This is a genomic window from Actinoplanes sp. NPDC004185 (assembly GCF_053603475.1).
Window position 1 is genome coordinate 37362 of the sequence record NZ_JBSGFR010000033.1, and the last position, 21512, is coordinate 58873.

Sequence of the window (21512 nt, forward strand, 5' to 3'; positions counted from 1 at the left end):
CGCCGGCATGGACATCGACGGCGTCTACCGGGCGGAGTACGGCCGCTGCGTGGCGACGCTCGTGCGTCTCCTCGGCGACATCAGCCTCGCCGAGGAGGCCGTCCAGGACGCGTTCGCGGTGGCCCTGGAGAAGTGGGACACGCTGCCGCCGAACCCGGGCGCCTGGATCGTGACCACCGCCCGCAACCGGGCCATCGACCGGCTCCGCCGGGAATCCACCCGCGAGGCCCGGCACGCCCAGGCGCTGCTGCTGCACCAACCGGACGAACCCCAGGAGGTGGGACCGGTGCAGGACGACCAGCTTCGACTCATCTTCACCTGCTGCCACCCGGCGCTCGCCCCCGACGCGCGGACCGCTCTGACCCTGCGCCTGCTCGGCGGGCTCGAGGTGCCGGAGATCGCCCGGGCGTACCTGATGCCGGAGGCGACCATCGCCCAGCGCATCGTGCGCGCCAAGAAGAAGATCCGCGACACCGGCATCCCGTACCGGGTGCCGCGCGCCGAGGAGCTCCCGGACCGGCTGCCGCCGGTGCTGACGGTGCTCTACCTGATGTTCAACGAGGGGTACGCGGCCACCAGCGGGTCCCTGATCCGAACCGACCTGTGCGCCGAGGCGATCCGGCTGGCGCGGGAGCTGGCCGCGCTGATGCCGGACGAGCCCGAGGTCGTCGGCCTGCTCGCCCTGCTGCTGCTCACCGAGGCGCGCCGGCCGGCCCGTACCGGTCCCGGGGGCGAGCTGGTGCTGCTGCCGGACCAGGACCGGTCACTGTGGAACCGGGCGCTGATCGCCGAGGGACATGACCTGGTCCGCCGGTGCCTGCGGCGCAACCGGCCGGGCCCGTACCAGATCCAGGCGGCGATCAACGCCGTGCACACCGACGGCCCGGCCACCGACTGGCAGCAGGTCCTGGCGCTCTACGACCAGCTGCAGGCGCTGGCGCCGACCCCCGTGGTGGCGCTGAACCGGGCGGTCGCGGTGGCCGAGGTGCACGGGCCGGCGCTGGCGCTGGCCGCGCTGGAGCACCTCCAGCTGCCCGGTTACCACCTGCTGCCCGCGACCCGCGCTGACCTGCTGGTCCGGCTCGGCCGGGTGCGCGAGGCCGCGGCGGCCTACGACGAAGCCATCACCCTGGCCGGCAACGAGACCGAGCGGGCCTTCCTCCGGGCCCGGCGGGCCGGGCTCGACCCTTAGCCGGCACAGGTACGGCGGTAGGCCAGCTCGGGAACGTGCCGGGCCCACTCGCTCCGGTTGAGGCCGCGGCCCGTGATCGCACAGGCGTATCCCGCCGGATCGTTGCGCAGGCTGTTCAGCTTCGCGTAGCTCCACAGCGTCACGGTCACGCTGTCACGGGACTGCCCGGTGACCGCCAGCGTCTGCCCGTCGCGCCGGAAGGTCACCTCGCGGGCCTCGCCGTCGAGGCCGGACGGGATCGTGGCCACCCGGATCGGCTCAGCCGGCTTCGCGGTGTCCCACAGGGTCACCGTCTCGTCCCGGCCGCCGGTCGCCATGGTGCGCCCGTCGGGGCTGAAGGCCACCGACTCGACAGGCCCGGCGTGACCGCCCAGCAGGGCGAGCCGGAGCGGGCGAACGCGATCGGTGACATCCCACAGGACCGTTCTGGCGTCGAAGCCGGCGCTGGCCAGGGTCCGCCCGTTCGGGGCGAACGCGAGAGACTCGACGAAGTCGCTGTGACCGGTGAGCGCGGCGAGCCGGACGGGACGGCCGCGGCCGGCCACATCCCACAGCGTCAGCGTGCGGTCGTAGCCGCCGACGGCCAGGGTCCGCCCGTCCGGGCTGAAGGCCAGCGCCGTGCCGTAGCTGCCGTCACCCAGCGTGGCCCGCAGGACCGGGCGCTTCCGGTCGGCCAGGTCCCACAGCATCATTCTGGTCTCGTCCACGACGACGGCGAGGGTGCGCCCGTCGGGACTGAACACCATCGCGTTCGTTCCCAGCACGTAGTCAGGCAACACGGTGAGCGTCACGGACCGGGCCGGCCGGGCCACGTCGGAGACTGTCAGCCGACCGTCCTCCGACCCGACCGCCGCCACAGTGCGGCCGTCCGCACTGAACGCTACCGACCGCACCGCTCCGTTGTGGACGGTCACGTCGGCATCCCGGACGGGACGGGCGGGGTCGGTCACCTTCCACGATCTCGCCGTGCCGTCGGAGCCGGCGGCGAGCAGGGTACGGCCGTCCGGGCGGAAGGACGTGGACCGGTTCGACCCGCCCGGCCCGGCGAGCGCGGCCAGGCGGTCCGGGGCGGAGCGGGGCCTCACGTTCCACATGGTCACGGTCCCGGAGCCGTCGGCGGTGACGAGCGTCTCCGCACCCGGCCCGAAGGCCAGCGTCCCGATCCCGGCGTTGGCCCGCATGCTGGAGACCACCTCGCGGCCGTCCCACACGGTCACCGTTCCGTTTCTGTCACCGGCGGCCATCATCCGCCCGTCCGGGCTGAGGGTGATCGCGCTGATGGACCCGCCGAGGCTGGTGACCACGTCGTAAGCGCCCCAGTCCGGCTCGTCCGGCGGCATGTCCGGCGGCTGCGGACCGTCGTCCATGACCCGGACCCGGTCACGGACCTCGTTCCGGCGCGCCTCGATGTCGTAGTAGGCGACCCTGCCGTCGTACTCACCGACGATCAGCTTCGTCGAGTCCGGCGTGAACACCATGGGGGACCCGCCAAAACCGACGACCCCGCGCAGCGAGATCGGATCCAGCGGATCGGTCATATCATAGACCGGGACGAACCGGCCCTTGTCCACGATCAGAGTGCGTCCGTCCGGGCTGAACGCGAGGTCCTCCACCGGGTACGGCAGGAAGTCGTCCAGCCGGGTGATCAGCTCGGGCTCGGCCCGGTCACTGGTGTCCCACAGGGTGGTGATCCCGGACCGGTCACCCGTGACGAAGGTCTTGCCGTCCGCGCTGTACGCCAGCGAGCGAACCGTGCCGTCGTTCGGCAGCGTGGCGAGCCGGGCCGGACGCGACCGGACGGCCACGTCCCACAGCACCGCCTTGTCCTGCGCACCCACCACGGCCAGCGTCCTGCCGTCCGGGCTGAACAGTAGAGACCCGCCCTTGGCGGCCGGCTCGCGCAGCGTGGCGATCGCCGACGGGTTCCGCCGGTCGGTGACGTCCCACAGCGTCACCCGGCCGTCGGTGCCGAGCGCGGCCAGAACGCCGTCCTTCGCGTACGCGGTCCAGGTCGCGTTCTTGATCGAGCCGGCGTAGTTCGTCGCCGTGATGACCCCGGCCAGCTCCTTGTGGCTCTCGGCGTCGGGCCGCAGCTCGTGGGCGGCCTCGCCGAGCATCAGGGCCGTCTTCGGGTCGTCGACGATCGACGCCTTGGCCCGGATCATGAGTCGCCGGCTGACCGCGATCCGCTGCTGCTCGTCGGCCTTGGCCTGCTGCCGGTCGGCTTCCGCGGCTGCTTCCCGGGCCAGCCTCCGCTGCTCCTGCGCGACCTTTTCGAGCCGCCGCGCCTCCTCCTCCATCCGTTGCGCGCGCTCGGTCGCCGTCTTGGCCAGGCGCTGCTGCTCGCGCGTCCGGGTCGCCGCCCGGTCGGCGAGCCGCTGCTGCCGCCGCGCCTCCGCGGCCGCCGCGTCGGCGATCTTCTGCTGCTCCCCGGCCAGCCGTTCGGCCTCCTCCGCCGCGGCTGCCGCGTCGGTCGCCCGGGTGCGCTGCTGCTGCGCCAGATCCTGCTGCTGCCGGGCCAGCTCCTGCTGGCGCAGCGCCTCCTGCGCGGACCGCTCGGCACTGCCGCGCTGCACCTCGGCCACCTGCTGCTGGCGCATCGCCTCGGCCGCCGCGGCCCGCGCCCGTTCCGCGTTGCGCACTGCCGACATGCCGGTAACCGTGGCCAGCATCGTCAGCAGCACCAGGGTCGCCACGGCACCCGAGCGCAGCCGCCGCGCCCGGCGGTGCTGCCGGACGTCCTCGCCTTCCAGTTCGTCCTTGCTGACCCCGTGCATCGGGGCCGCGAGCTGGGCGATCGCGTCGCGGAAGCGGGAATGCTGGAGGCTGAGGTGCTCGCTGCCGCGCGCCCAGCGCAGGTCGAGGAACAGTGGCTCCTCGTCGAACACGCCGCGCAGCGCCGCGGGCACCGCCGTCGAGTCCTCGGTGAAGTCGTGCCGCTCGGAGTCCCACGCCCATTCGCCGTCGGTCACCACGGGCAGGATGTGGTCCGCCGTCTTGGTGGCCATCCAGTGCTCGATCTCCCGGTTCACCCACGGTGATCCCGCGGCCTCCGGCGAGGCGAGCAGCACGAAGTACTCGGAGCCGTCCAGCGCGGTCTGGATGGACGACCACAGCGCCGGGGTCACCGACAGACCGGTCTGGTCCCGGAAGATCCACAGGGCGCGCCGACGGTGCCAGGGCTTGGCCAGCCGGTGCAGACCACGCTGCACGGCGGGCGCGAGACGCCCGTCCGCGGCATGGCTGTACGAAATGAACCCATTGAAGGTCATGACACGATCCCCCGGCAGTCAGCATGTCCAGCGACGACAGATTGTCCATGCCGGCGTCCCCCGGCAAAAGGCGGGAGACCGTATCGTCATGGTGCTTCTACAGGTCGACGAGCCTTCGTACGGGGGTCGGGGTGCGGTTCGGTGTCACCGGTCATCAGATTCTCCCGCCGGAGATCGTCGACCGCGCGGAGGACCACTGGCGCCGGGTCCTCCCGGCCGGCGCCCAGCTGTACGGGTTGTCGAACCTCGCCGACGGCGCCGACCAGCTGTTCGCCGCCCACGTGCTGGCGGCCGGCGGCACTTTGGAGGTGATCCTGCCGTGCGAGGGCTACGCCTGCTCGCTGAGCGGGGCCGACAGCCGGGCCAGGTTCGCCAAGCTCAGGCGGGCGGCGGCGACGGTCACCACGATGCCGTACCCGGAGCCCAGCGAGCAGGCGTATCTCGCCGCCGGTCAGGCCCTGGTGGACCGCTGTGATCATCTCTTCGCGGTGTGGGACGGACGGCCGGCCCGCGGCCTCGGCGGCACGGCGGACATCGTCACGTATGCCCGGACCCGGGGATGCCCGGTCACGGTGCTGTGGGTCGAGGGCGTGCTCCGGGTCTGACTACCGGCCGGGAGTCGCCGTGGGCATTTCCAGGCTGGGCGCGGCGGGCACGGCCAGGTCGGCGAAGAGAGCGCGGGCGAGCTCGCGGTGCGGCCCGCCGGTCACGTCGGTGGCGGCGAGGCCGTCGTGCGCGCGGGCCTGCTCGAACCGGTCGCCGATCTCCCGCGCCAGCAGCAGCGCCTGGTCGTGCTGGTGCCGCGCCTCCTGGTCGTCACCGGCGGCGCGCAGCACCTGGCCGAGGTCGTTGAGCGCCTCGGCCTCGCTGGCCCGGTCGCCGATCCGTCGGTGCAGCAACAGCGCCTGCCGCAGCTGACCGGCCGCCTCGGCGAGCCGCCCGACCCGGGCGTACACGGCGGCCAGGTCGGTGAGCACGTACGCCTCCGCGGTGCGGTCGCCGGCCTGCCGGACCGCGGCGAGGCTCTGTTCCAGGTGGACGCCGGCCCGTTCGAGGTCGGCGGGCTGCTGGGTGAGCCGCGCGAGCAGGGAGAGCACGTACGCCTCGCTGAACCGGTCGCCGAGCCGCGCGAAGAGCTCCAGGGCCGACCGGAGCCGTCCGCTCGCCTGGGTCTCGTCGCCGAGCCGGGCGTCGACCAGGCCCAGCCGTACCGAGGCGTCGGCCTGCCCGGCCTCGTCGCCCAGCTCGCGGTAGTGCGTCCAGGCCCGCCGATAGTGCTCCGCGGCCTGCCGGTAGTCGCCCAGCCGCCAGTGGACGCTGCCCAGGTTGCGCAGCGCCACCGCTTCGGCTGCGCGTTCACCGAGGTCGGCGTAGAGCAGCAGAGCTTGCCGGTAGGTCTCGGCGGCCTCGTCGAGCCGGCCCTGCCGCCGGTGCAACCGGCCCAGATCGGACAGTGCCCGGGCCTGGGCCTCGCGGTCGCCGAGGGCCCGCGCCGCGGAGACAGCGGCTGCGGTCACGGTGACCGCCTCGGCGACCGGGCCGCCGGCGTCGAGATAGCGGAACATGGTCGCCGCGATGGTGACGGCGTGCCGATACCAGCCGTGCGCGGCGCCGTACGTGCAGGCGGCGGCCAGATTGGGCCGTTCCGCCTCGATCCAGCTGCGGGCCGTGTCCGGGTCACCGCCGGTCGCGGGGTCATCCGGGTGCAGGGCGTTCATCGCCGCGACGGCACCGGCCAGGTAGTGGTCGAAAACCCGGGTCAGGGCGGCCTTCCGCTCCTGCGCGGGGTCGTGCTCGGCCGCCAGTTCCGCGGCGTACGCCCGCAGCAGGTCGTGCATGCCGTACCGCCCGCCCCGCCCGATGTACACCAGGCTGGCCCGGACCAGCACGCCGAGCAGCCGCCGGGCCTCCCCCAGGTCCGCGCCGGTCAGCGCGGCCACCGCCGCGACGTGCACGGTGTCGCCCGGATGCAGACCGAGCAGCCGGAACGCCCGCGCCGCGTCGGCGGGCAGATTCTGGTACGACCACGAGAACACGGCGCGGACCGCGGCCCGCGGGTCGCCGCCCGCGTCCAGCAGGTCCAGCCGCAGCTGATGGTCGCCGAGCTCGGCGACCAGCTCGGCCAGCGAGACGTCGCTGCGCGCGGCGGCCAGCTCGGCGGCGATCCGCAGCGCCAGCGGCAACCGGGCGCAGGCGGCGGCCAGGTCGGCGGCCACGGACGGCTCGCGGTCCACCCGGGCACCGATCAGCCGGCGCAGCAGGCCCACCGCGTCGGCCAGGGGAAGCAGATCCAGGTTGACGCGCTCGGCGCCGTGCACCGCCACCATGCCCGGCAGCGAGTCCCGGCTGGTGATCAGCACCAGGCACGAGCCGGTGCCGGGCAGCAGCGGCCGGATCTGCTCCACCGACGAGGCGTTGTCGAGCAGCACCAGCATCCGGCGGCCGGTCAGCTCGGACCGGTAGCGGCCGGCGCGCTCGTCGGTGCCCAGCGGCATCTCCGCACCCCGTACGCCCAGCGCGGTCAGGAAACCGGCCAGGGCGTCGGCGACTGCCACGGGCTGCTCGGCGTCGTAACCGCGCAGGTTCACGTACAGCTGGCCGTCGGGGAACGCCTCCCGGACGCGGTGCGCCCACCGTACGGCCAGGGCCGACTTCCCCACCCCGGCCGTGCCGGAGAGCAGCGCGACCGTCAGCGGCGGCTCGTCGCCCTCGGGCGGCGCCAGCAGGCGGTCCAGCGCGGCCAGTTCACCGGTACGGCCGGTGAAGGCGCGCACGTCCGCGGGCAGCTGGGCCGGCACCGTCGCCGGCGCGGCGAGCTGAACCGCCGCAGCCGGGGCGTCGGCGGCCGGGGCGGCCAGAGCCGGGTCGGCGGCCAGGATGCGCTCGTGCAGCCGGCGCAGCCCGGCGCCGGGATCGCTGCCGAGCTCGTCGGCGAGGCGGCGCCGGATCAGCCGGTACTGCTCGTCGGCGTCCGCCTGGCGGCCACACCTGTACAGAGCCAGCATCGACTGCTCGGCGAGCCGCTCGTCCAGCGGATGCTCGGCGACGGCGGCCGCCAGGGCGGGCAGCAGCTCACCGTGCCGGCCCAGCCGGAGCAGCACGTCGTTGCGGTCGAGCTCGGCGGCGAACCGCTCACCGAGCAGCAGCCGCCGCATCGCGTTCAGCCACGGGGTGTCCAGGCCGGCGAAGGGCTCACCGCGCCACAGGCCGAGGGCCTGCTCGATCAGCTCGGTGGCCGACCGGTCGGACTCGGCCGCCCGGGCCTGCGTGACGAGCCGGCGGAAGAGGTGCAGATCCACCGCCTGCGGGTCGACGGTCAGGACGTATCCGCCGGCCCGGCGCTCGATCGTCACCTCGGCGGCGCCGGCGACGGCCCGCCGCAGCCGGGACAGATAGCTGTAGAGCGCGCCGGTGGCCCGTTGCGGGGCGTCGGCGCCCCACACCCGGTCGATCAGCTGGTCGACCGTGACCGGCCGGCCGGCCTCGACGAGCAGCACCCCCAGGACGCAGCGCTGCCGAGCATGCCCGAGCTCGGCCGGACGGCCGTCGACCCGGGCCTCCACGGCGCCGAGCACCCCGAACTCCGCCGCCAACTGACCTCAGCACACCCTTCACCCGAACGCTCCCCACCAGGGGATTCAAGAAATCTACAAGGAACCTGACCAGTCTCCCATGCTTCGCACAAGGTCTGCCGACGACCATTGGATCCGTTGCAGGGAACAGGTCGCCCTCGCCCGGTTACGCAGCGCGTACGGGGGAATCGGGACGTTGAGGTGAGACCAAGAGCGACGGGCGACCTGCCCTGCGACAAAAGCCGAGCTGGCCGTGTGTGTACCGGTATAGCCGAGGAGTCGCTTGTTGCTCTTGCCGAGCGGCGTCGCGCAGCCGACCCGGCCCAGGTCTTCCCTTCCGAACTCGTCGATGTCTACGTTCCTTCACAGGCCTTGTCCAGGTCCACATTCGATCCGGGCCGTCCCGCCTGATCGGCGGGGACGGCAAGACGATCGCGGAGGTTCGTCCGTGCGAAAAGCCTTGGTGGGATTGTTGAGCCTGAGTCTGGCGTCCGGTGTGGGCGTCTCACTCAGTCCGGCGGCGGTCGCGGCTCCGCCGGCCGATACAGCGGCGGCGGGGCCGTCGAAGAACGACCCGGGCGTGTCCAGCGACGAGCTGGTCAGCCCGTTGGAGAAGAAGCGGCGCACGCTGCGGGACAAGGCCGTCAGTGACGTCCTGTCCGGCCGCGCGAAGCTGGAGAAGCGCAACGGCAGCACCGTCGTCAAGGTCGGTCAGGCCGCCGGCGGTGGCGCTTTCGGCGGCGAGGCGCGTCACCGCCGCGGCGCCAAGGACAACCGGGACCAGTACGTCGAGCTGGCCCGCGAGCAGACCGACCGGATCTTCGTCATCCTCGCCGAGTTCGGCGACGAACGTGACCCGCGCTTCCCGGACAAGGACACCGATCCGGGCACGCCCGGGCCGCAGCGCTTCGACGGTCCGGTGCACAACCAGATCCCCGCGCCGAACCGGGCGGTCGACAACACGACCGTCTGGCAGGCCGACTACAACCGCGAGCACTACCAGAACCTGTACTTCGGCGAGGGCCGCAACGTCGAGTCGGTCAAGACCTACTACCAGACGCAGTCCTCCGGCCGGTACAGCGTGGACGGCACGGTCACCGACTGGGTCAAGGTCAAGTACAACGAGGCCCGGTACGGCCGCTCCGGCGACGATCCGACCGACGCCAACGGCGACGACCCGAACGTCTGCTCCAGCAACGTCTGCAACACCTCCTACGACCTGGTCCGCGACGCCGCCAACCAGTGGGTCGCCGACCAGGAGGCCCGCGGGCGCACCAAGGCCCAGATCACCGCGGAGCTCAAGACCTTCGACCAGTGGGACCGGTACGACTTCGACGCCGACGGCAACTTCAACGAGCCGGACGGCTACCTCGACCACTTCCAGATCGTGCATGCGGGCGGGGACGAGGCCGACGGTGACCCGTACCAGGCCGAGGACGCCATCTGGAGCCACCGCGCTTTCGCGTACGGCGACGACGAGGGTGACCGCGGCCCGGCCGGCAACCTGCTGGGCGGCACGGAGATCGCCGGCACCGGCCTGTGGATCGGCGACTACACGATGCAGCCGGAGAACGGCGGGCTCAGCGTCTTCGTCCACGAGTACGGCCACGACCTGGGCCTGCCGGACGACTACAACGTGCTGACCGGCGGCACCAACAACAACGAGTACTGGACGCTGATGGCGCAGAGCCGCCTCAACGCCAAGGGTGAGCCGCTGGGCACCCGCCCGGGCGATCTCGGCGCGTGGAACAAACTGCAGCTCGGCTGGCTCGACTACGAGACGGTGGTGGCGAAGCAGAAGCGCACCTTGACCCTCGGCCCCCAGGAGTACAACAGCAAGAAGGCTCAGGCGGCCGTCGTGGTGCTGCCGAAGAAACGGGTGACCACCGAGTTCGGCGCGCCGTTCGCCGGCTCCCGGCAGTACTTCTCCGGCAACGCCGACGACCTGCGCAACTCGATGACCCGGCAGTTCGACCTCTCCGGAGCGACCGATCCGGCCTTGTCGTTCAAGGCCCGCTACAACATCGAGGAGGGCTTCGACTACCTGTACGTCCGGGCGTCGCTCGACGGCCAGCGGTGGACGGCCCTCGACGGCACGGTCAACGGGCAGCCGTTCGGGCGGGACGGGGCCAACCCGCCGCGGCCGGCGATCGACGGCAGCACCGACAACCAGTGGGTCGACGTCAACGTGCCGCTGGACGCGTACGCGGGCCAGAACGTCTACCTGCAGCTCTACTACCGCACCGACGGCGGCTTCTCGGCCGGTGGCTTCTTCGCCGACAACATCCAGGTCACCGACGGTGGCACGGTGCTGTTCAGCGACGACGCCGAGGGCACCACGCCCTGGACGCTGAAGGGCTTCAGCACCGTGGGCACCAGCTCCACCGGCGACTACGACAACTTCTACATCGCCGGGCACCGGACGTACGTCTCCTACGACCGCTATCTCAAGACCGGCCCGTACAACTTCGGCTTCCTCAACACGAAACCGGACTGGGTGGAGCATTACTCGTACCAGCAGGGTGTGCTCATCTCCTACTGGGACCGCTCGCAGGTGGACAACGACACCAACTGGCATCCGGGCCAGGGCCGCAACCTCTACATCGACGCCCATCCCCAGCCGCAGTACCGGCTCGACGGGCTGCCGTGGAGCGCGCGCATCCAGGTCTACGACGCGCCGTTCGGGCTCCGCAAGGCCGACTCGTTCACGCTGCACATCAACGGCCAGCCGTCGTACCTGCGCGGGCAGGCGGCGCAGCCGCTGTTCGACGACACCAAGAAGTACTTCTACGAGGAACTGCCCAACCACGGGGTCAAGCTTCCCGCGGTGGGCGTGAAGATCCGCGTCCTGCAGGAGAACGGCACCTCCGCCAAGATCCGGATCTCGTGATCCGCTGACCCCGCCACAAGGTGCCCGGGCGTCCCGCCCGGGCACCTTCGTGTCCGGACCGGTCAGCGGCTGATCCGGGCAAGCGTCGATCCTTGCGGGCCGCACTAGCATTACCCGCCGTGCGCACTTTGAAGATCGTCGTTGTCCTTCTGCTGGCGGTGGCCGGGTCCGCCGGGTGCGGCCTGTTCGGCGATGACGCGGGGCCGTCGCGGGACGAGCAGATCCAGAAGATCCTGGACGAGAACGCGTTCTTCTCGGTGATCCTCGACAACGAGGCGACCCCGGCGCAGCGGGCGGAGGTCGAGACGGCGCTGCGGGCCCTGCCCGGCTTCACCGGCCTCACGTTCACGGACAAGCAGGCCGCGTACGAGAAGATGCACCAGATGTTCTCGGCCGATCCGTCCGATGTGGCGGGCATCGGTCCGGAGAACCTGCCGGAGAGCTTCGAGGTGCGGATGACCGACATCGCCGCGGTCCGCAAACTCCGCGACGACGAGCGCCCGGTGAAGAGCCTGTCCGGCGTCGACCAGCTCGTCTTCACCTGCCTGACCGTGGCCGAGTGCAAGGACAAGCACTCCCCCAAGCCGACCGCGCCGCCGTCCTAAACGCGGCGCCACCGGGCCACGACCCCGGCGACGACCAGCAGAAGACCGCACGCTGTCAGCGCCAGATGCATCCCGGTGCGGCCGGCGACGAGGGCGATCGCGAGCCCGCAGACGATTTTTCCCGCGTACTCGGCCTGGGCGAGCAGCGAGTGCACCGTGGCCCGGACCGCCGGTGGGGTCCGCGCGTTGACAAGCAGGGTGCCGAAGGTCCGGGTCAGCGGCAGGGCACCCGCCGCCAGCAGTACGGCGAAACTGCCGCTGACCGGGTCGGGGGCGAACGCCAGGCCGACGACGCCGATCGCCGCGACGCCGCAGGCCAGCACGAAGCCCCGCCGGACGATGGGCGGACCGCCCAGCCGGGCCCGCTCGAAGCGCAGGGCAGCCACCCCCGCGAGACACATCACCACGCCCAGCCCGGTGAACCAGAGCACCGGATCGACGCCCGGCGCGAGAGCGACCAGCCGCAACGGGTACAGCCGCCCGAAGGCATCGGCCACACCGCTGACCAGGAACGTCGCGGCGAACACGGCGATCAGGGCCGGGCCGGCGCGGACCAGCGCCGATCCCCGTATCAGGATCGACCAGGCCGCCGCCCACCGCTTCGCCGGCGCCGGAACGAAACGCCGCTCGGGGAAGGCGGCCACGTACAGGCCGAGAAGCGACATGGCTGCGCCGGCGAGCACCATCGCCGTGGGCCGCCCGGTGAGCCAGGCCAGCCCGCCGACGCCGGCCAGCCCGGCGACGGTCCCGGTGAGCTGGGCCTGCTCGGCGCGGATCAACACCACCGGGACGCGAACCGGATCATCAAGCTCGTCGCTGATCCACGCCACGTCCGCGCCGCCGGCGAAGGTCCACGACAGCCCCCACAACATCTGCGTGGCCAGCAACGACAGGAAGCCGTCGACCAGCGCGGTGGCGAGCATGGCGGTCCCCATGAGCACGTGCGAGAGCACCAGCGACCACTTACGGCTGACAGTGTCGGCGACGACCCCGGCGGGGACCTCGAACACCAGCGCCACCCCGGCCTGGACGACACCGATCACCACCAGCTCGGACGGGCCGAGCTGCGCGTCGACGACGAGGTAGACGCTGGTCACCAGCCACCAGCCGCGGTGCAATACGGCCCGGCACCACGTCCACCGTACGAAAACGGTGCCCAGATCAGGGGTCACGGGCTTCTCCACAGCGGATGACAGGTTGGAGGCCGAAGCCGGATTCGAACCGGCGTGTCCCGTTTTGCAGACGGGTCCCTGACCACTCGGGCATCCGACCGTGCGCGCCCCCGGCTGGGATCGAACCAGCGGCCCCCGGATCCGGAATCCGGTGCTCTGTCCGCTGAGCTACGAGGGCATATCAGACGTGAGGGTGACTGACCGGATTCGAACCGGCGACCTCCGGGGCCACGACCCGGCACTCTGGACCAGCTGAGCTACAGCCACAACGTCGGCCTGTCCGGCCAGTGCCCGCACCAGGGATCGAACCTGGGACATCCGCCGTGTGAAGGCGGCGCTCTCCCGCTGAGCTATACGGGCGGGACGGCTCCGGCGGAAGGACTCGAACCTTCACCTGTACGCATTAACAGTGCGCTGCCCTGCCGATTGGGCGACGCCGGATCGTGCGATGCACTCGCGGAGAGCGAGGGATTCGAACCCTCGGCAGGGGCTGGTGCCCCTGCGGCGGATTAGCACTCCGCTGCCTTCAACCGGACTCGGCCAGCTCTCCTTGGACCACCGACGCGCGGTGGTCTTCTTGCGTGGACCCGGCCGGAGTCGAACCGGCCACCTCCCGCTTGCGACACGGGCGCTCTACCAGATGAGCTACGAGCCCAGGTGCGGAGCCAGCGGCGGGACTCGAACCCGCTACCTCCCGATTACGAAACGGGTGCACGACCTGTCGTGCTCCACTGGCCTGCCTTGCGTGCCCTCGGCGCGATTCGAACGCGCACTGGCGACGTCCTCAACGTCGGGCCTCTGCCGTTGGGCTACGAGGGCGTGAGCTGCGGGCGGAGGATTCGAACCTCCAACCTCCCGGTCCAGAGCCGGGCGTGCTGCCGGATTGCACCAGCCCGCAGGGGGCCGGCGGGGTCGCGGCCCCGCCGGCCGGTCGCCACGCCGGGAAAGCGCGCGACCCAGGATGATTCGGAGCGGCTGCCGGGACTCGAACCCGGGACCTCGACGTTGGCAACGTCGCGCTCTACCACTGAGCTACAACCGCGTCGAACAAGTGCCGTCGCCCGTCCGGGGGTCGAACCCGGTCCTCCGGATTGAGAGTCCGGTGGTCTACCTCCCTCAGCCTCACGGGCGTCGCCGCCGCGCCCGTGGCGCGGCGGTTCTCTTCTGTCATCCGCTGTGGAGTTTTCAAGCGCCGTTGCCGCCGGCCGGGGCCGGGGCGCAGAAGCACGGGCGGCAGGAGTCGAACCCGCAACGCACGGTTTTGGAAGCCGTTGCTCTACCGATTGAGCTACGCCCGTAGGGATACGAGAAAGCCGCCCGACCCGGCAGGGTGGGCGGCGGCTGTGCCGAGGGTGCGCTAGTCGCGCCGCCTGCCCGATTCCTGGTTGCCGTGGCTGTTCTCGCTGACCGCACTGAGCCGCCCGGTCAGGGCGACGGCAGCCTCGCGGCACGGCGTGAGCCGGTGCGCGGTGTTCGAGGGCTGCCACAACATCTCGGTCTCCTGACCATCTCGGTGCGTCTCGGTGGTGATCCATACGGTAGGCCCGCCCCGGCCGGGCGGACAACCCATTAACCGGCTCAGGTGTCGATCTTGTCGATGGCCGGCTGCTCGCGCGTCGCCGGCGGCGCGGCCGGCCGTTGGGTCACCGTGGCCAGCGCCGCCGGCGGCATCCGGTCCACGTTCCCGGCGTCCCCCTCGTCGGCGATCGTGCGGTAGGTCAGCGACGCCGCCCGCAGCGCGGCCAGCACGGCAGCGAGCGGGTGCAGCACCAGCCGCACCCCCGACCCGGCCAGCTCCGCGCCGGTCAGGCGCCCGCGGCCACTCGCGGTCTCCGATCGGTTCACTGCCAGCGGTACGGCGGGAAGCGCGGCTCGCAATCGACCGAGATCGTCCGCCTCGGAGATGTCCTCCAGCAGGACCGCGTCCGCGCCCGCGCCCGCGTACGCCCGGCACCGTTCGATCGTCTCGGCGAGCCCGCGTCCGCGTACCCGGGCGACCAGGACGATGCCGGGCACCTGGGCGACCAGCGCTGCGATCCGGTCGGCCGACCGGCCGGCGTCCTGGCCGTCGTCGAGGACGAGCCCGCTGATCCCGGCCCGCTGGTAGGAGAGCGCGGTCCACACGGCGTCGTCACGGCTGTCGTAGCCGATGTCCGCGTCGGCGAGCAGGGGCACACCTTCGAGGGCCGGGATCAGGGTCGTGGCCCGGTCGGCGATCTGCGTGGCCGGGGTGTGGCCGAGGTCCGGCCGGCCCAGCATGGTGGCCGCGATCGCCTGCCCGGACAGGTGCACGGCCCGGTGCCCGGCCCGGACGGCGAGCGCCGCACTGGCCGGGTCCCAGACCCCCGGTACGTGCGTGAGGTGGTCGGCGGTGAGCATCGCGCGCAGGTCGGCGGCGGTCATGGGCGGGGCACCGCGGCGTCGGTCATGTCGCTGATCATGACGGGTTCATCGGCAACTCGCGATCCCCGGAACGGTGTTAGCGTCGATCCGTGACCGAGCTGAGCATGCGTGTGGCCCGTCTGCACGGCGCCGGGGACGTCCGGCTGCACGCCGAGGACCGTCCGTCGCCGGGGAGCGCCGACGCGCGGTTCGTCGAGGTGACCTCGGTGGGGATCTGCGGCTCCGACCTGCACTGGTTCACCGAGGGTGGGATCGGTGACGCTGTGCTGGCCCGGCCGCTGGTGCTCGGTCACGAGATGGCCGGCGTCATCCGCGGCGGACCGGACGACGGCCGGCGGGTCGCGATCGACCCGGCGATCCCGTGCGGCGTCTGCGAGTCCTGCCGGGAGGGGCACGGCAATTTGTGCCCGACTGTCGTCTTCGCCGGGCACGGCTCCTGCGACGGCGGTCTGCGGCAGTTCCTGACCTGGCCGGCCGACCGCCTGCACCCGCTGCCGGACAACCTCTCCGAGGACGACGGCGCCCTGCTCGAACCGCTGGGTGTCGCGTTGCACGCCCTCGACCTGGCCCACCTGCGGATGGCGTCGACGGTGGCGGTCGTCGGCTGCGGACCGATCGGCCTGCTGCTGGTGCAGCTGGCTCGCCGGCACGGCGCCACCCGGGTGCTCGCCGCCGAGCCGTTGCCGCATCGGATGGCCGCCGCCGCGTCGTTCGGCGCGGAGCCGGCCGACGGGGCCGGCGTCGCGGACGTGGTCTTCGAGGTCTCCGGGTCGGACGCGGCCGTGGACGCGGCGCTGCGGCTGGCCAAGCCCGGCGCCCGGGTCGTGCTGGTCGGCATTCCCGACGGCGACCGCACGTCGTTCAGCGCGGGGCTGGCCCGGCGCAAGGGGCTGACACTGGTGATGGTCCGCCGGATGGGTGAGGTCTACCCGCGCGCGATCGACCTGGCCGCGCGGGGCCTGGTCGACCTGGCGCCGATCGTCTCGGACGTGTTCCCGCTGAGCGCGGTCACCACGGCCCTGAGCACCGCTGCCGCCCGTACCGGATTGAAGGTCCTGATCCATCCGAACGCCGCCGGTCAGAACGCCGCCGAGCTGACCGAGGTCACCGGGTCGGCGGCGACCACGTCGTAGCGGTTCCGGGCGGCCGACCAGCCGTCCGGGGTCAGCGCGCCGCCGGACTTGACCTTGCGCGGTTTCTTGCCGGCGACGGTGGCCGTCTTGGCGCCGCCCCGCAGGCGGAGCCGGACCGGGGTGCCGGCCGCGGTGCGCACGACCAGCTCGCCGACGGGGCCGCTGACCGAGATTTTGACGGTGCCCTTCGGCTCGGGCAGTTGCAGGACGAGCTGGGTGGTGCCGCCGACGATCTCGATGCCCGCCACGATGCCCGCCCGCAGGTCGATGGTCTGCTCGGCCGTGCCCCCGGCCAGCTTCAGGGTCCACGCGACCTTCGTGTTGAGCTGAAGTTCGGCACCCACCGTCCCGGGCTCGGTGGTCGGGGTCAGCTCGAGCCGCGAGCCCTGCTTGCTCTCGGTCAGGCTCGGCACCGCGCTCCGGTCCGTCGTCGCGATGTCGAACAGGTTCCCGCCGAGGTCCGCGCCGCGGACGCGGAGCACCGCCGAGGCCCCGGCCACCTCCAGGCGCCGCGCCCGCACCGAGCCGAGCGGCGCGGTGATCCGGTGGGCGGCGTCCGGCCACGGCTGGTCGAGCGTGCTCGGCACCGGCCCGGACGGAGCCGGCCCGGATGGTGCGGACGGGGCCGGTGGGAGCGGCTCGACCTGGGCGCCGGCCGCCGGCCGGTAGACCGGGTCGAACGCGGCCGTCTGCCCGAGGACGACCCCGATGGTCAGCGCCACGATCGCCACGGTGAAGACCCACAACCGCCAGGGCCGCCGCGGCCGTTCCTGGTAGACGATCACCGCCCGGGCGACCACCATCGGCGGCGGCATCCGGGGCGGCGAGGCGGCGACGAGCGGCAGGACCTGCGTCGGCTCGGTCACGGCGGCCCGCGGTTCGAACCAGTCCCGGGCGTCGTCGGGCGCGTCGGGAGCCGGTCCGGACCGCGACGGCTCCTTGCCATGTCTGCCGTTCACCGTGGCGCCTCCGCTCGCCGGATCCCTGCATCCGGCCCTGACAGTGATACGGATCTCAGACCGTTTCGGATCGACGCCTGTCAGCACGAAGGAAAGATCAATGGTCGGTGATGGGCAGAAGTCCCTCGTAGTACGGCTTCATGGCCGGGTAGTAGTCGTCGAAACTCGGGGTGGGCAGGCCGTCCCGGGCCGCCACCAGCATGTCGAGGTAGTACTCCCAGCCGGGACCCATCTCGCCGGTCTGGGCCACGTTGTCGAGGCGATGCACGAGCCGCAGCTCAGTCCGGCCCTCACTGTGCGACAGCAGCAGCTCGATCTGCCGGTCGGCGGCCTGCTCGGTCATCGACACCGCCAGCCGGCGCGGCGGCTCGCACGCGTCGATCCGGACGTCGAACCAGGGTGCCTGCTCCTCGAAGGCCATCTGCACTTTGATGGTGTTCCCGGGGGCGGCATCACCCTTCCAGGCGCCGAACCAGCGGGCGGTGCGACCGGACTCGGTCACGCTCGCCCACACGTCCTCGATCGGGGCCCGGAACGTACGGCTGACCACGAGATCGCCGCCGTCGGCGGTGGGAAAGAGCCGGCCGGTGGGTGAGCTGATCATGCCGTGTTCTCCTGTCGTTGGTCCGTCGGGCCGCTGCGGCGGCGCTCGCGACGAGTGCGGTAGACCTCGGTCTCGAGGGCGTCGAAGCGGCGCTCCCAGCCGGCGGCCGGGGTGAACTGCTCGAGCCACTCGATCAGCCCGGCGAGCCGGGCCGGGTCGAGCTCGTAGAGCCGCCGGCGGCCGACGAGCGTGTCGCGGACCAGCCCGCTCTCCCGCAGCACCCGCAGGTGCCGGCTGACGGCGGGCCGGCTGATGGCGAACCGGTCGGCGATCTCCCCCGCGGGCAGGCTCCGCTCCCGCAACATCACCAGGATGTCGCGGCGCACCGGATCGGCGATCGCCGCCGCCACCTCGTCCACGGCGGAAGGGTAACGACCTTGTTACGCGTTTGGCAAGGACGGACTCACCTGACGATGGGTCCCGTCACACCTTCACAGCGCGCTCACGGGAGCCGGTCCGCGTACCCGGGCGGTCCGGCACGGTGCCGTCGAGCAGATCCTGCAGGAGGATCTCGTACGCCGGGTCGGACAGGTATCCGCTGTGTCCCCGGGCCGCCAGCCGGGGCACGTCCGGTGAGTCCACGATGGTGGCCGGGTCCCGGAAACGCACGTCCGCACCGACCGCCCAGTAGCGCGGCTCCGGGCATCCGGCGGAGGGATCCGGGCACGGCTCGGGGCAGCCGCAGCGCACCACCGGCTGATGCTTGGGGCAGCACGGCCCGCAGCTCATCGTGCGCCAGTATCTGAGGTCCGGACCGAACTTCTCCCGCGCTTTCGGCACCTGCCAGGAGAGCACCGGGCCGCCCAGCGGGTCGGTCCACCGGAAGGCGTTGACCCAGCGCTGCCGCATCCCCCCGGTCCCGACCGCGTGGAGCTGCGCGAACCCCAGGTAGGACGGGAAGAAGCGGGCATAGAGGAACTGCAACTGCGACCCGTACGTGATCATGTGCAGCCGCTCGGCGGTGACCCGCGACCGGGCGAAGTTCAGGTCGTCCTCCTCGCCGCCCTGGCTGGACCGGCCCGCCGCCTGGTTCAGGATGACCGCGCAGGCGGCGAACGTGATCACGCTGCCCTGGCTGTGTCCGGAGAGGACGACCTTCTCGGCCGGCTCGCCGCGCGGCACACCGCGGGCGGCCCACTGCGCGGCGCGGCCGGCCACCGCGAGGACGGCCCGGCCGCCGTACGGCGGCGGGCACAGCGGGTGGCCCACCCGCGGCCAGAACGACAGCAGATCCCAGATCACCCCGACCGTGGTACGCAGCCCCGGCCGTCGCCACGTGCCCAGCCCGAGCACCACGAGCCCGGTCGCGCCGAACGAGACGACCACGACGCCGAGCTGTCCGAGCGGGCCGGTCGCGTTGCCCATCAGCGCCCGCGGCGGATCCTCGTACGCGGCCAGCAGCCAGGCGCAGGCCCCCGCCGAGACGATCACCGCGAACCCGCCGAGCGTGGCCAGCAGGCCGATGACGTGGTGGTAGCGGTAGCGGATCATCGCGATCCGCCAGCGGCCGGCCACCCGCGCCTGAGCCCGGATCAGGCTCTCGTTGCTGGTGTAGTCCTCGCAGAGCAGGCGCCGGAAGCTGTCGCGGCCGGTGAGGAACACCACGCAGGCGACCACGAACACCAGCGCGAGACCCACGATGAGCCACTCCGCCTGCCGGGACAGCACGTCGGGGCCGGGGTGGGCGAGCACGGCCCAGGCCGCCGTACCCAGTGCGACCAGCAACGCCGGCACCAGCAGCCACCACGTCCGCCGGCGCAGCAGCCACGCGGCCAGCGGCAGCAACGCCACCGCGAGCACCAGGGCGAGCGCACCCCAGACCGCCGCCATGATCCAGTAGACCGCCGCGATCTCGATCTGCTGCGGCTGCGTGCGCGCGCCGTCGACCACCGGCTCACCCAGCGCCCGGGCCGTCCAGAACACCGCGGCCGCGCTCATGCCCATCCCGGCCGTCGCCCCGAGCGCGGCGCCGAGCCAGCCCCCCATGCCGTGGTAGAACGGCCGGAACGACACCGGGATCGCCGGCCGCGCGCCGCCACCGAGCCGCAACTCCCGCCCGCCGGCCCCGTACGCGAGCAGCGCACAGACCCCGAGCAGCGCCAGGAGCACGGAGCCGAGGAGCGCGAACACGCCGTTGGCGACCGCCGAGAAGGTCGCGCCCACACCCTGCGGCGCCGCCGGCGTCACGTGGTCCAGTCCGATCGCGGCCAGCGCGACGGCGGCGAGCGCGGCTCCCGCGGTGGACAACCGCGTCACCCGCATCGCCGTGCGCAGGGCCACCGGGTCGCGGCCGTCCGGGACGGCCTCCTTCTCGTCCGGCGTCGGATTGAGGATCACCTGCCAGACGCCGCTGACCAGTCCGGCGGCCAGCACCGCGGCCACGAGCACGCAGGCCGCCGTGAAGACCGGGCTCTCGCCGGCCCAGGCACCCGGGCGGCCGAGCATGGCCAGCGCCAGCAGACCGGCGGCGGCGCAGCCGGTCCACACGTGCGCGGCCCGCTGCCACGAGGTCTGCGCGGAAGCGCCGCGCCAGAAACCCGGATCGCCGAGGTCGCCGTTGCTGCCGGGGCGCTGCGAGCGCGCGATGCCCGGCGGGTCGTGCGGGAACGACAACCGGTCGAACTGCCAGAACACCAGCAGGACCACACCCGGCAGTACGGCGCCGGCCAGCTCGCGGACGCCCGGGGAACGGCCGGCGTACCAGTCGAGCAGCCAGAAGCCGCCGGAGCAGGCGCCCGGGCCGCACTGGCGGGCCAGCACGTTCCAGGCCAGATAGCAGGTGGTCACCACGATGGTCACGGTCAGTACCAGGCCCAGCAGCCGGACCACGCCGTCGGCCACCCGGTCCCGGGTGCGCCGCCGCTCGGGCATCAACAGCGCGAACCGGGCCACGTTCACCAGTGCGAACGGCACCAGCAGCAGCCACAGCGCCCGCGACGGCGACCCCGCGGTGTACCGGCCCCAGTGGTAGCCCTCGATCACCCGGCCGGACGGATGCGTGGCGGTGCGCCGGAAGATGCGTCCGGCGTCGTCACCGGCGACCTGGCGCGGCCACGGGTCGTCGAGGACCGACTCGATCGGCGTACCGCTGACGCCGTGCACCCGGATCTCGACGACTCTGCCGTGCGGTTGCGGGACCATGCCCGTCCTCCTGCCGCGAACCCAAGCCCTTCACTATCCGTCAATCTGCGGGAACGGCAGTCAGGTAACGGACTCAGGCGGATTCGTAACGGTGGCATGAGACCGCGATGGATCCGGTCGCGGTCTGGGCGGCGTACTCGAACGGCCCGGCGTCGGTCCACCCCATGCGTTCGTAGAAGGCGCGGGCCCGCGCGTTGCCGGTCGCCACGGCGAGCCAGGCGCGGTCGAAGCCGTTGGCGGAGACCAGTTCCCGACCGCGGCGAAGCAGGGCGTCCGCCACGCCCCGGCCCCGGGCCCCGGCCGCCACGTACAGCTGCTCGACCTCGTCGTCGTGAGCCATCACGAAACCGACCACGCGGTCGTCGATCGTGGCCACCACGGTGCCGGCGAGGCGGCCGGGAACCCGGCGGCGAAAGTCGTCGAGCTGCCGGTGCTGCGCCAGCTGCTCGGGCACGTGACCGAGGTGACCGTCCGCCCAGCCGGCATGCCAGACCTCGGCAATGGCGGCGGTGTCGTCCGGGCCGGCCGCCCGCAGCGTGAAATCTGTCGTCGTCATGTCAACCTCCCCG

At 72.5% G+C, this 21512-nt stretch carries 15 protein-coding genes and 13 tRNA genes; 5 read left to right on the plus strand and 23 right to left on the minus strand.

The features are described from left to right. The first annotated feature begins 7 nt into the window (after positions 1-7). The gene (locus ACWEOZ_RS29615) at positions 8-1192 is read left to right on the plus strand and encodes an RNA polymerase sigma factor (protein WP_451913948.1); all 1185 of its coding nucleotides are present in this window, start codon (positions 8-10) and stop codon (positions 1190-1192) included. Here ACWEOZ_RS29615 and ACWEOZ_RS29620 read toward each other — a convergent pair. Further along, on the minus strand, positions 1189-4464 hold the full coding sequence (locus ACWEOZ_RS29620) for a TIR domain-containing protein (protein ID WP_451913949.1): 3276 nt from the start codon (positions 4462-4464) through the stop codon (positions 1189-1191). The genes ACWEOZ_RS29615 and ACWEOZ_RS29620 overlap by 4 nt on opposite strands. A 131-nt stretch (positions 4465-4595) precedes the next feature. Here ACWEOZ_RS29620 and ACWEOZ_RS29625 point away from each other — a divergent pair, with 131 nt between their 5' ends. Next, positions 4596-5069 (plus strand): hypothetical protein, encoded by a 474-nt coding sequence (locus tag ACWEOZ_RS29625; protein WP_451913950.1) that lies wholly within the window; start codon positions 4596-4598, stop codon positions 5067-5069. On the opposite strand, the gene ACWEOZ_RS29630 is transcribed toward ACWEOZ_RS29625, so the two are convergent. Then, positions 5070-8057, minus strand: a complete 2988-nt coding sequence (locus ACWEOZ_RS29630; RefSeq protein WP_451913951.1) for a BTAD domain-containing putative transcriptional regulator — start codon at positions 8055-8057, stop codon at positions 5070-5072. A gap of 442 nt (positions 8058-8499) precedes the next feature. On the opposite strand from ACWEOZ_RS29630, the gene ACWEOZ_RS29635 reads away from it, so the two are divergent. Then, positions 8500-10926: an immune inhibitor A domain-containing protein gene (locus ACWEOZ_RS29635; protein WP_451914008.1), complete on the plus strand. Its 2427-nt coding sequence runs from the start codon at positions 8500-8502 to the stop codon at positions 10924-10926. Between the two features lie 119 nt (positions 10927-11045). Then, positions 11046-11531, plus strand: a complete 486-nt coding sequence (locus ACWEOZ_RS29640) for a permease-like cell division protein FtsX (protein WP_451913952.1) — start codon at positions 11046-11048, stop codon at positions 11529-11531. On the opposite strand, the gene ACWEOZ_RS29645 is transcribed toward ACWEOZ_RS29640, so the two are convergent. The 16 genes from ACWEOZ_RS29645 to ACWEOZ_RS29720 form a co-directional block, all read right to left on the minus strand. Beyond that, positions 11528-12703: an MFS transporter gene (locus ACWEOZ_RS29645; RefSeq protein ID WP_451913953.1), complete on the minus strand. Its 1176-nt coding sequence runs from the start codon at positions 12701-12703 to the stop codon at positions 11528-11530. The two genes, ACWEOZ_RS29640 and ACWEOZ_RS29645, sit on opposite strands and share 4 nt — an antisense overlap. Before the next feature lie 26 nt (positions 12704-12729). Then, a tRNA-Cys gene (locus tag ACWEOZ_RS29650) sits at positions 12730-12803 on the minus strand. Between the two features lie 5 nt (positions 12804-12808). Continuing rightward, positions 12809-12881 (minus strand) — tRNA-Arg (locus ACWEOZ_RS29655). A gap of 14 nt (positions 12882-12895) precedes the next feature. Beyond that, positions 12896-12970 (minus strand) — tRNA-His (locus ACWEOZ_RS29660). A gap of 21 nt (positions 12971-12991) precedes the next feature. Beyond that, positions 12992-13063, minus strand: a tRNA-Val gene (locus ACWEOZ_RS29665). Positions 13064-13070: 7 nt separating this feature from the next. Next, positions 13071-13144: transfer RNA gene (locus ACWEOZ_RS29670), tRNA-Asn, on the minus strand. Between the two features lie 16 nt (positions 13145-13160). Next, positions 13161-13253: transfer RNA gene (locus ACWEOZ_RS29675), tRNA-Ser, on the minus strand. 32 nt (positions 13254-13285) lie between these two features. Continuing rightward, a tRNA-Ala gene (locus tag ACWEOZ_RS29680) sits at positions 13286-13358 on the minus strand. Between the two features lie 8 nt (positions 13359-13366). Continuing rightward, positions 13367-13439: transfer RNA gene (locus ACWEOZ_RS29685), tRNA-Thr, on the minus strand. Between the two features lie 10 nt (positions 13440-13449). Beyond that, a tRNA-Leu gene (locus tag ACWEOZ_RS29690) sits at positions 13450-13522 on the minus strand. A gap of 5 nt (positions 13523-13527) precedes the next feature. Next, positions 13528-13601, minus strand: a tRNA-Gln gene (locus ACWEOZ_RS29695). A gap of 72 nt (positions 13602-13673) precedes the next feature. Then, positions 13674-13745: transfer RNA gene (locus ACWEOZ_RS29700), tRNA-Gly, on the minus strand. A gap of 15 nt (positions 13746-13760) precedes the next feature. Beyond that, positions 13761-13834 (minus strand) — tRNA-Glu (locus tag ACWEOZ_RS29705). A 94-nt stretch (positions 13835-13928) separates the two neighbouring features. Beyond that, positions 13929-14001 (minus strand) — tRNA-Trp (locus ACWEOZ_RS29710). 59 nt (positions 14002-14060) lie between these two features. Further along, a complete protein-coding gene (locus ACWEOZ_RS29715; protein WP_451913954.1) occupies positions 14061-14195 on the minus strand; it encodes a hypothetical protein in 135 nt (44 codons plus the stop codon). Positions 14196-14281: 86 nt separating this feature from the next. After that, the gene (locus tag ACWEOZ_RS29720) at positions 14282-15106 is read right to left on the minus strand and encodes an isocitrate lyase/phosphoenolpyruvate mutase family protein (RefSeq protein WP_451913955.1); all 825 of its coding nucleotides are present in this window, start codon (positions 15104-15106) and stop codon (positions 14282-14284) included. 89 nt (positions 15107-15195) lie between these two features. Here ACWEOZ_RS29720 and ACWEOZ_RS29725 point away from each other — a divergent pair, with 89 nt between their 5' ends. After that, complete coding sequence (locus ACWEOZ_RS29725) at positions 15196-16239, plus strand: zinc-dependent alcohol dehydrogenase (protein ID WP_451913956.1); 1044 nt, start codon at positions 15196-15198, stop codon at positions 16237-16239. Here the strand turns inward: ACWEOZ_RS29725 and ACWEOZ_RS29730 are convergent. From ACWEOZ_RS29730 to ACWEOZ_RS29750, 5 genes are all read right to left on the minus strand, one after another. After that, positions 16185-17198: a hypothetical protein gene (locus tag ACWEOZ_RS29730; protein WP_451913957.1), complete on the minus strand. Its 1014-nt coding sequence runs from the start codon at positions 17196-17198 to the stop codon at positions 16185-16187. The genes ACWEOZ_RS29725 and ACWEOZ_RS29730 overlap by 55 nt on opposite strands. 97 nt (positions 17199-17295) lie before the next feature. Continuing rightward, positions 17296-17802, minus strand: a complete 507-nt coding sequence (locus ACWEOZ_RS29735) for an SRPBCC family protein (RefSeq protein ID WP_451913958.1) — start codon at positions 17800-17802, stop codon at positions 17296-17298. Continuing rightward, positions 17799-18161 (minus strand): metalloregulator ArsR/SmtB family transcription factor, encoded by a 363-nt coding sequence (locus ACWEOZ_RS29740; protein ID WP_451913959.1) that lies wholly within the window; start codon positions 18159-18161, stop codon positions 17799-17801. The genes ACWEOZ_RS29735 and ACWEOZ_RS29740 overlap by 4 nt, the downstream gene beginning before the upstream one ends. A gap of 64 nt (positions 18162-18225) precedes the next feature. Next, complete coding sequence (locus ACWEOZ_RS29745; protein WP_451913960.1) at positions 18226-20943, minus strand: hypothetical protein; 2718 nt, start codon at positions 20941-20943, stop codon at positions 18226-18228. A 73-nt stretch (positions 20944-21016) separates the two neighbouring features. Next, entirely contained in the window at positions 21017-21499 is a 483-nt protein-coding gene (locus tag ACWEOZ_RS29750) for an N-acetyltransferase family protein (RefSeq protein ID WP_451913961.1), read from the minus strand. Positions 21500-21512: the final 13 nt, after the last annotated feature.

Bases quoted from the DNA above. Each gene is read 5' to 3' on its own strand.
- ACWEOZ_RS29615 (WP_451913948.1), top strand. From the start codon at position 8: ATGGACATCGACGGCGTCTACCGGGCGGAGTACGGCCGCTGCGTGGCG.
- ACWEOZ_RS29620 (WP_451913949.1), bottom strand. From the start codon at position 4,464: ATGACCTTCAATGGGTTCATTTCGTACAGCCATGCCGCGGACGGGCGT.
- ACWEOZ_RS29715 (WP_451913954.1), bottom strand. From the start codon at position 14,195: ATGTTGTGGCAGCCCTCGAACACCGCGCACCGGCTCACGCCGTGCCGC.
- ACWEOZ_RS29720 (WP_451913955.1), bottom strand. From the start codon at position 15,106: ATGACCGCCGCCGACCTGCGCGCGATGCTCACCGCCGACCACCTCACG.
- ACWEOZ_RS29735 (WP_451913958.1), bottom strand. From the start codon at position 17,802: ATGATCAGCTCACCCACCGGCCGGCTCTTTCCCACCGCCGACGGCGGC.
- ACWEOZ_RS29745 (WP_451913960.1), bottom strand. From the start codon at position 20,943: ATGGTCCCGCAACCGCACGGCAGAGTCGTCGAGATCCGGGTGCACGGC.
- ACWEOZ_RS29750 (WP_451913961.1), bottom strand. From the start codon at position 21,499: ATGACGACGACAGATTTCACGCTGCGGGCGGCCGGCCCGGACGACACC.